The organism is Carboxydothermus ferrireducens DSM 11255 (assembly GCF_000427565.1).
Taxonomy (GTDB): domain Bacteria; phylum Bacillota; class Z-2901; order Carboxydothermales; family Carboxydothermaceae; genus Carboxydothermus; species Carboxydothermus hydrogenoformans.
The window spans coordinates 1-8442 of sequence record NZ_ATYG01000047.1; the positions used below are offsets into that span (position 1 = coordinate 1).

The window sequence follows — 8442 nt, forward strand, 5'->3', positions numbered from 1 at the left end:
CCGGAAAATCAATAACCTGTGCATTGCTTGTCTAATGGCAGCTGCAGCCGAACAGAAACGGCTTATTGATGACCGTATGGTCAAGGTAGTAATTGAAAATGAATTTTCTGTATAAAATTATGCCAATGGCCAGGCAGTATAAAAAACTGCCTGGCCAAATAAAGTGAGCAATATTTGCGGCCACTTAATTTGAGCTAAATGTGGTCAATTAGTGTGAGCGGTAACATAGGGCAAAGTCGCTCCCCCATAGGGAATTACATACACTTTAGCTGAAGGCCCTTTTTTCTTAAATGCTCTGGCTAAGGCTTGCTCCAAACTGGTAAAAGGGGTAAGAAAAATTTGGCGAACAATATCAGGATTTAATTCCGATACTAGAAAGATCTCAGCCTCCCGTAATACCATAGCAATTGCAGCAGCTTTATGACCCCCTAACTGAAATCTTTCCTTGATACGGTTAATTAAATCTTCCGGCTTAGATACCGATAACATCCAATCTTCAAAAACCTTTTCACCAAATCCCTCGGAACAGGCTGCTACCAATATTATTATTCCACCTTTTTTAACAGCATGCTTGGCATTATCCAGAGCCTTTTGCGCTTGGTATAAATTGATATCTTTAGGGAAGCCTCCGGCAGAAACAATAACGATATCTGCTTTTTCCTTGATTTTTACTTTATATAATTGATCTAAAAATTCACATCCTTTTCGGTGGGCAGAAAGATAATGGCCAGCTACCGCTTTAATAATTTGTTTTTGTTCGTTAAGGATTACATTGAGAATAAAGTCACAGGAAACAAACTTAGCTACTTCGTCAATATCCTGGCGCACTGGGTTGGTGGCAATATTGCCAGCATGAGCTTCTACTTCCACCATACGGCTGTGATTAGCCTGGATCGCTTCCCGGCTTGAGACACCGGGCATGATTGCCTTAGCTCCACCACTATAACCGGCAAAATAATGATATTCTATATTTCCCAGACATATCCGTCGATCGGCTTCTGCAACCGGTCGAAAGACATCTACAGGAGTTCCGAACTTTGTATAGCCTAAACGCACACAATCTTTTTGATCGCTATCTATACACTTAATCCTATGGTATATTTCTTCGCCAACCAAACTTATCTTTTCCTCTTCGGTATGAAAACGGTGACTCCCAAGGGCAAATACTATTGTAATATCTTCATCTTTTACTCCCGCTTGCCATAATTCCTCAAGCACCAGAGGCAACAAGATTTTATTGGGCACGGGCCTGGTAATATCACTGGTTATTATAGCAATTTTTTCTCCCGGTTTGATAATTTCTCTTAATTTTGGAGAATCAATAGGGTTGTTTAATGCTCTGATTACTTCCTCTTTCCCGGTTAGCTCAACTTCAACCTGATTGGGTACCAAAACCCCTAACAAATTTTCCGACTTAACTGAAAGCTGTTTTTTTTCTTTACCAAATCCTAATTCAATTATCATTTTATTATTGCCCCTTTCTCTTTTTCACCAAGATTTCAATCATGAGCTAATTGGACAAAAACCGCAGAACGTATTTAAATTCTGCGGTTTAATGTGTCAATAAGTGTCTATATTAGTTTCAGCGAGCAGCATATACAACTGAAGTATTTACAATATGTCGATTCAGCCCAAGCTCCTCTGCATTAAAGCCAAGGGCTAATCCTATTAGTTGAGTAAAATGCAAAGATGGAATCTCTTTTTTAGCACCAACTGCTCGTTTCCCTTCTGGTTGATACATATCAAGCTGCATCTGACAGAGAGGACACGGAGTAACAGTGCAGTCTGCACCAGCATTAATCGCACTAAGATTGATTTTCCCTGTAGCTTTAATTGCATCAGCATTACTAGTTAAAAGCGCATGAAAACCGCAACATTTCAAACGAGCATCAAAATCAACGGGTTCAGCTCCCAAGGTTCTGATCAAATCTTCAAGGGAATGAGGATTTGCATAATCTTCAAAATTCATAATGTGAGGAGGACGTAAAATATGACACCCATAATATCCCGCAACTTTCAATCCTTTAAGCGGTTTTTTAACTTTTTTCTTTAACCTTTCTAACCCATAATCATTAATCAGCACCCATAAAAAATGGGTAACTTGGCTAGTCCCCTTATAAACTAATCCAACTTGTTGCAAAGCTTGGTTTATAGACTCCGTTTTACAATTATCCAGCTTATGCTTAGCCTCCCTCAACATTAACGTGCAAGTGCTACATACAGTAAGAATCGGCAGGTTCATCTTCTCTGCCAAAGCAATATTTCTCGCATTAACTGCTAAAGCAACCGTTCCATCGTAATCCTGAAGGTGGGAACCTCCGCAACAAGTCCACCCCGGAATTTCCACTAATTCTATTCCTAAGGCATTTGCGACTTTTATCGTTGCTATATACGCTTCTTCACTTGCCCCTTGCAAGACGCATCCAGGAAAAAATGCATATTTCATAATTGTACTTACTCCCCTTTTTTAGGTTTTCTCGTTGTTATTTTAATTACAAGCCTGCTTATATCTCTTTAATAGATTTTGCAAACATCTGCTTTGGACATTTTCATTCAATTTTTCCTAACTATTTTTTATCTTTCGTAATAACCTTAATTATTGTGCGGACCTGTTCAATTTCTTTTATAGGTTTGGCCAACACATGCTTCAAGCGTAGTTTCCCCTTTCTTACCAAGCGCAAAGCCACTGGGATGCTACCTAATGATCCTAACAATCCTTCAGTTTTAATAAACATCAACGCCTCATTTAACCGGCCGGTTTTTTGAATATCGTCCAAAAATGATTTAGCATGACGGGTACCAGGATTATTTCTAATCCCACTAGCTATTGCAAACTGACGAATGAAAGAAATATCATCAGCCGGAGATAAGCCTTTCGGACACTTGGTGACACATTCCTGACAATGCATGCATTTCCAGGCTCCATTATTAATGGCAGTACTTATACGCGAAAGCGGGTCTTTATCGCGAGAATCAGCGATAAATTTTTGGGCTTTAGAGAAGATAAAAGGTTCAAGAAAATCACTGTCGTTATTGCTAAGTTTATTACACTCCGATGCACAGCAACCACATAAAATACAGTCGGAATTTTTATTAATTTTTTTGAATTCCTCAGGCGTTTGCCGACAGCCTGTTTCTTTACTAAATTCGTCGCGAGGTATCAACCATGGTTTTACCCTTGCTAGTCGTTCCACTTTTGTTTCCCAATCTACCACTAAGTCGCGAATTACTTTAAAATTCTGCAGAGGCTCAATTAGCAAAGTATTAGTTTCCCAACGGTCTAACATCTTATCCAACAAAGTTTCGCAGGCCAACACCGCCTGCCCATTAACCCGCACTGCACACGCACCACAAACAGCATGGCGGCAGGATGCGGTAAAGGTTAACGTTGGGTCAATAGACTCTTTTATATAAGATAATGCCCAAAGAATCGTTTTCCCAGGCTGATAAGGAAATTGATACTCCTGAACCCATGATTTTTCCCCATCAAATCGTCTTATTTTAAAAGTAACTTTTTGCATTTAGTACCTCCTCTCTGCCGGTTGATATTTTGTAATAACAACCGGTCGATACGACAACTTGTACTCCGAACCTTCAAGGGTAATAATTGTATGTTTTAAGTAGTTTTTATCATCTCTTTGCGGGTAATCTTCTCTTTTATGCGAACCACGACTTTCTCTGCGGTTTAACGCTCCTATAACAATAGCCTTAGCAACCGTAAGCATATTACCCAATTCGATGTACTGCGTAAACGCCGTATTATAAATTCTGTTTTTATCACCAACAACACAGTATTTATACTCTTCAATTAATGCATCAACATCTTTTGCTGCCTGCAACATTTCTTTTTCCTTGCGAAAAACCCCAACATTAAGCCACATTGTCTCTGCTAAACGACTACGAATAGAAGCAACCGACGGACCATTTGTCCGCGAAACAGCAATATTGTATTCATTTTCCCATTTCTTAGCACACTCATTTACTTTTTTCTCAGAAGAAAATCCTACATTTTGAGCATATTCTGCCGCTGCTTTGCCAGCAACTTTACCAAAAGCAACAGCTTCGGCAGTTGAATTGCCACCCAAACGGTTTGCACCATGGATTGAAATACAAGAACATTCTCCAGCAGCATATAATCCCTTAACAACCGTAGCACAAGTTTTGTAATCTATAACATCTATTCCACCCATGCTATAATGACAACTTGGACGCACAGGAATTGGCTGCTCGATAGGATCAATACCCTCAAACTGAATAGCAAGTTCACGGATTTGTGGTAAACGTTCTAAGATTTTTTCCCGTCCAAGGTGACGTAAATCAAGCAGAACATAAGCATTTATACCTTCTCCAAATCCACGACCTTCTTTAATTTCAGTTTCAATAGCTTGAGAAACCAAGTCACGAGTTGCAAGCTCCATTTTTTCTGGAGCATAACGTTGCATAAACCGTTCACCTTTATTATTCAGGAGATATCCTCCTTCACCCCGGCAAGCCTCAGACATCAGGATCCCTGTTCCAGCTAAGCCGGTTGGATGAAACTGTACAAACTCTGGATCTTTTAAAGCAACTCCTACTCTAAAAGCTGCAGCCATCCCGTCGCCCGTGGAGGCAAACGGGTTAGTGGTTCGGTTCCAGTAAACGCGTCCAGCCCCACCTGTCGCTAAAACAACAGCTTTAGCCAGGATCGGATGAATATCTCCTGTTTTCATATTCATAGCAACAACACCAATAATTTGCTCGTTTTCTACTACAAGATCTAATAAGAACCACTCAGTAAGAATATTTACCTGATTTTTTAGGCACTGTTCGTATAAGGTGTGTAAAACTACAGCACCTATTTTATCTGCAGAATAGCATGTTCTCGGATGAGACTGTCCCCCAAAAGGCCGCTGAGCTATTGTACCATCTTCAAGACGGGAAAAAGGAACTCCAAAATAATCCAGCTCCAAAATAGTTTCAGGTAATAAACTAACAAAAAATTCTACAGCATCCTGGTCTGCAAGAAAGTCACTTCCTTTTATAGTGTCAAAAGCATGTTTTTCAATTGAATCAGACTTGTCAACATTCCGAAGAGCTGCATTAGTACCACCTTGGGCACAACAAGTAGCAGAACGCGTAGGAAACACTTTTGTCATAAGAGCAACATTTAATTCTCCCGACTTAGCTGCTACTAAAGCAGCCTGCATTCCCGCTCCTCCACTGCCTATTACGAGTACGTCGTACTTAAGCATTTAATCACCTCTTATATTTTTTTGGTCCAATTTCGTAGATATTGTTTCCTTCACAATCAATAGCCACAATCGCCGGAAAATCTTCTACATAGATTTTGGCATGTGCTTCAGGCCCTAAATCTTCGTAAGCAATTACTTCATAACTCTTAATACTTTTGGCAATCAATGCAGCTGCTCCCCCAATAGCAACAAAATATACTGCTCCATATTTTTTAATTGCCTCAATTACCTCAGGCGAACGGTATCCTTTACCAATCATTCCTCTTAGTCCTTTTTCTAAAAGTCGAGGCGTATATGCATCCATCCGACCACTAGTGGTAGGCCCAGCTGACCCTATAGGTTTACCTGGCTTTGCAGGAGTTGGTCCCACATAATAAATCACTTGATCCTTTAAATCCGTAGGTAGTTCTTCTCCACGGTCCAACGCTTCTACCATACGCTTGTGAGCAGCATCCCGGCCAGTATAAACTACACCAGTAATTAAGACACTATCACCTGCTTTAAGACTACGCACCTTTTCTTCAGTTAAAGGAAGTGTAATACGGATAGGCTCTTTCATCTTTTTTCCCCCTTATAGAGTCTTTAAAGTTCGATTTCAGCATGCCTGGTGGCGTGACAATTTATATTAATTGCCACTGGCAAACCTGCAATGTGGGTTGGGAACCACTCAATATTTACTGCCAATGCTGTTATCCGTCCACCTAACCCCTGAGGTCCAATACCAGTGTTATTCACTAATTCAAGTAATTCTTGCTCTAAAGCAGCATACTGTGGATGAGAATTACGTATATTAAGCGGACGAATCAAGGCTTTTTTGGCTAAAAGAGCAGCTTTTTCCATTGTACCGCCAATTCCTATTCCAATTACTATAGGTGGACAAGGATTTGAACCAGCATTGACTACAGTATCAACAACAAACTTCTTAATAGCTTCAATACCATCAGACGGTTTAAACATTCTAAGTGCGCTCATATTCTCACTACCAAAACCTTTAGGAGCAAGCACTATTTTAACTTTGTCTCCAGGAACAATTGACACATGAATTACAGCTGGAGTGTTATTCTTAGTGTTAACTCGGTTAAATAATGGCTCCTCTACGACAGATTTTCGTAAATACCCTTCTAAATACCCCTTTGCCACACCTGCATTAACGGCGTCCTCAAGATTTCCCCCTACTATATGAACATCTTGGCCAATTTCCATAAACACAACTGCCATGCCAGTATCTTGACAAATTGCCATTTCCTCTTCCCTAGCAATTTCAGCATTTTTTATCAATATTTCAAAAATCTCTTTACCTATTGGCGATTCTTCCATTTCCCGACCTTTAACCAGCGCTTCATACAGGTCAGGATTTAAATAATAATTAGCTTTAATTGCAAGCTGAGCAACAGCTTCCGTAATTTGAGCTGCTTCAATGATACGCATCCTCTTACCCCTTTCCTTTTTCCAAATTTAGAAGTAAAAAACACATTTATGAGAATTTTTACACCACCGGACCAGTGAACTAACTGATCCAGTGGTGCAATATAAGCAACTTTACCAGAGTCCAAGGACTTTCCACCATACTGCTCCGATACCAACCCAGATAAACAGGTTTACTATAGAAACAATAAAACCAAGTTTCCACCATGTTCCCTGATCAACATAACCTGCACCAAAATAAATCGGGGATGGACCTGCAGCATAATGGGTCAAAGACATACACAAGTTAGACATAAAGGCTAAAGATAGTGCTACAAGATAAGGTGGTGCACCGGCTGCCACTGCAACAGAAGCAAAGGCAGCATACATTGCAGTAATATGAGCAGTTAAGCTAGCAAATCCATAATGAGCATAAAGGTAAACTACCAGAAGAATAACGAACGCCCAGAACCATGAAATTCCAGAAATCATATTCCCTACGTTTTTCGCAAACCAGGGAATAAAACCTAGCTCAGAAAGATTACCAGCTAGTGCTACTAACACACCCATCCACACTAAGGTATCCCATGCTCCTTTTTCAGCCAGAACATCTTTCCAATCAATAACTTTTGCTACTAGCATGGCAGAAACGCCTAACATTGCTACAATAGTAGCATCAATTTTGGTATATTGGGAGGTAGCCCATAAGATTAGAGCCCCAATAAATACAATAGCTAATACTTTTTCTTCAAATTTCATGGGTCCCATTTTAACCAGTTCCTTAGCCGCAATTTCTTTAGCTTCAGGTGTTTTCTTGATTTCTGGTGGGTAAATTTTATAAAGCAAGTAAGGAATTACTAAGATTGAAATTATTCCAGGTACAATTGCTGCTTTAGCCCACAGATTCCAAGTAATATCTATCTTGAGAGTTTTCAAAGCAAGAAGTGCAATAAGCGGGTTACCAGCCATCGAAGTTAAAAACATGGCTGAAGTAATAGCATTACCTTGATAGGCTGTTTGCATAAGGTATGCACCCACTTTGCGAGGGGACTCCCCAGGTTTAGAGCCAAAAGCCTCGGCAAGACTCCGTACAATCGGGAATAATACTCCCCCCGCCCGGGCCGTATTAGAAGGTGTGGCAGGACTTATAATTAAATCGCTTAATACCAATGTGTACCCCAACTTTAAAGTACTATCGCCTAATAAGCGGATTAAAAAATAAGCTATTCGTAATCCCAAACCGGTTTTAACAAAACCTATAGCAAATATAAAAGCAGAAACAATCAGCCAAATTGTGGAATTTGCAAACCCCGCCAACGCAGCTTTGGCATCTAAAATCCCAGTAAGAGCTGATAATGTGACACTAATAAAAGCTATTGCGCCAATTGGTAGAGGCTGCAAGATAAAACCTATAATTGTCACCACAAAAATCGCTAACAAGTGCCAAGCTTTGGGATCTAAGCCTGTCGGTATTGGGGAAAACCAAATTGCTAAACCAACAGCACAGGTTAGCAATGCGCGAATTTTTTTATTCATACAATTCACTCTCTCCTTTTAAAAATTTTTAATTTTCCATTCCCATTGGGCCCAACGGGTGTGTGAAAGGATTCACATTTCACTATATATTTTATCCTTTCTTAAGTGTGTTTGGCAATATAAAAATGCATAAAACGGCAAAGAAAAATGCAGAAAAAATATTGGCCATTGCCAGCGTAAAAAGATACATAAGAGTTAAAATTTAACAGTTTGAGAGGGCGTTTTTAAATCTATAACTCTCACCCTTAAACACCAGGATATGAGCATGGTG

At 39.8% G+C, this 8442-nt stretch carries 7 protein-coding genes; all 7 read right to left on the reverse strand.

Annotated features, from left to right (window positions below):
- Positions 1–204: 204 nt before the first annotated feature.
- A complete protein-coding gene (locus tag CARFE_RS0112040) occupies positions 205–1464 on the reverse strand; it encodes a nickel-dependent lactate racemase family protein (protein WP_028052920.1) in 1260 nt (419 codons plus the stop codon).
- Between the two features lie 118 nt (positions 1465–1582).
- Positions 1583–2446: a CoB--CoM heterodisulfide reductase iron-sulfur subunit B family protein gene (locus CARFE_RS0112045; protein WP_028052921.1), complete on the reverse strand. Its 864-nt coding sequence runs from the start codon at positions 2444–2446 to the stop codon at positions 1583–1585.
- Positions 2447–2567: 121 nt separating this feature from the next.
- Complete coding sequence (locus CARFE_RS0112050; RefSeq protein WP_028052922.1) at positions 2568–3521, reverse strand: succinate dehydrogenase/fumarate reductase iron-sulfur subunit; 954 nt, start codon at positions 3519–3521, stop codon at positions 2568–2570.
- Complete coding sequence (locus tag CARFE_RS0112055; RefSeq protein WP_028052923.1) at positions 3522–5231, reverse strand: FAD-binding protein; 1710 nt, start codon at positions 5229–5231, stop codon at positions 3522–3524. It lies immediately after the preceding gene.
- A gap of 4 nt (positions 5232–5235) precedes the next feature.
- Positions 5236–5790 (reverse strand): Fe-S-containing hydro-lyase, encoded by a 555-nt coding sequence (locus tag CARFE_RS0112060; RefSeq protein ID WP_011343010.1) that lies wholly within the window; start codon positions 5788–5790, stop codon positions 5236–5238.
- 23 nt (positions 5791–5813) lie between these two features.
- Entirely contained in the window at positions 5814–6659 is an 846-nt protein-coding gene (locus tag CARFE_RS0112065) for a fumarate hydratase (RefSeq protein ID WP_011343009.1), read from the reverse strand.
- 111 nt (positions 6660–6770) lie between these two features.
- Positions 6771–8171 carry an anion permease gene (locus tag CARFE_RS0112070; protein WP_028052924.1) on the reverse strand — a complete coding sequence of 467 codons (1401 nt, stop codon included), beginning with the start codon at positions 8169–8171 and terminating at the stop codon, positions 6771–6773.
- Between the last annotated feature and the right edge of the window lie 271 nt (positions 8172–8442).

Coding starts and splice junctions, on each gene's coding strand:
- CARFE_RS0112040 (WP_028052920.1), bottom strand. CDS start 1,464: ATGATAATTGAATTAGGATTTGGTAAAGAAAAAAAACAGCTTTCAGTT.
- CARFE_RS0112045 (WP_028052921.1), bottom strand. CDS start 2,446: ATGAAATATGCATTTTTTCCTGGATGCGTCTTGCAAGGGGCAAGTGAA.
- CARFE_RS0112050 (WP_028052922.1), bottom strand. CDS start 3,521: ATGCAAAAAGTTACTTTTAAAATAAGACGATTTGATGGGGAAAAATCA.
- CARFE_RS0112055 (WP_028052923.1), bottom strand. CDS start 5,231: ATGCTTAAGTACGACGTACTCGTAATAGGCAGTGGAGGAGCGGGAATG.
- CARFE_RS0112060 (WP_011343010.1), bottom strand. CDS start 5,790: ATGAAAGAGCCTATCCGTATTACACTTCCTTTAACTGAAGAAAAGGTG.
- CARFE_RS0112065 (WP_011343009.1), bottom strand. CDS start 6,659: ATGCGTATCATTGAAGCAGCTCAAATTACGGAAGCTGTTGCTCAGCTT.
- CARFE_RS0112070 (WP_028052924.1), bottom strand. CDS start 8,171: ATGAATAAAAAAATTCGCGCATTGCTAACCTGTGCTGTTGGTTTAGCA.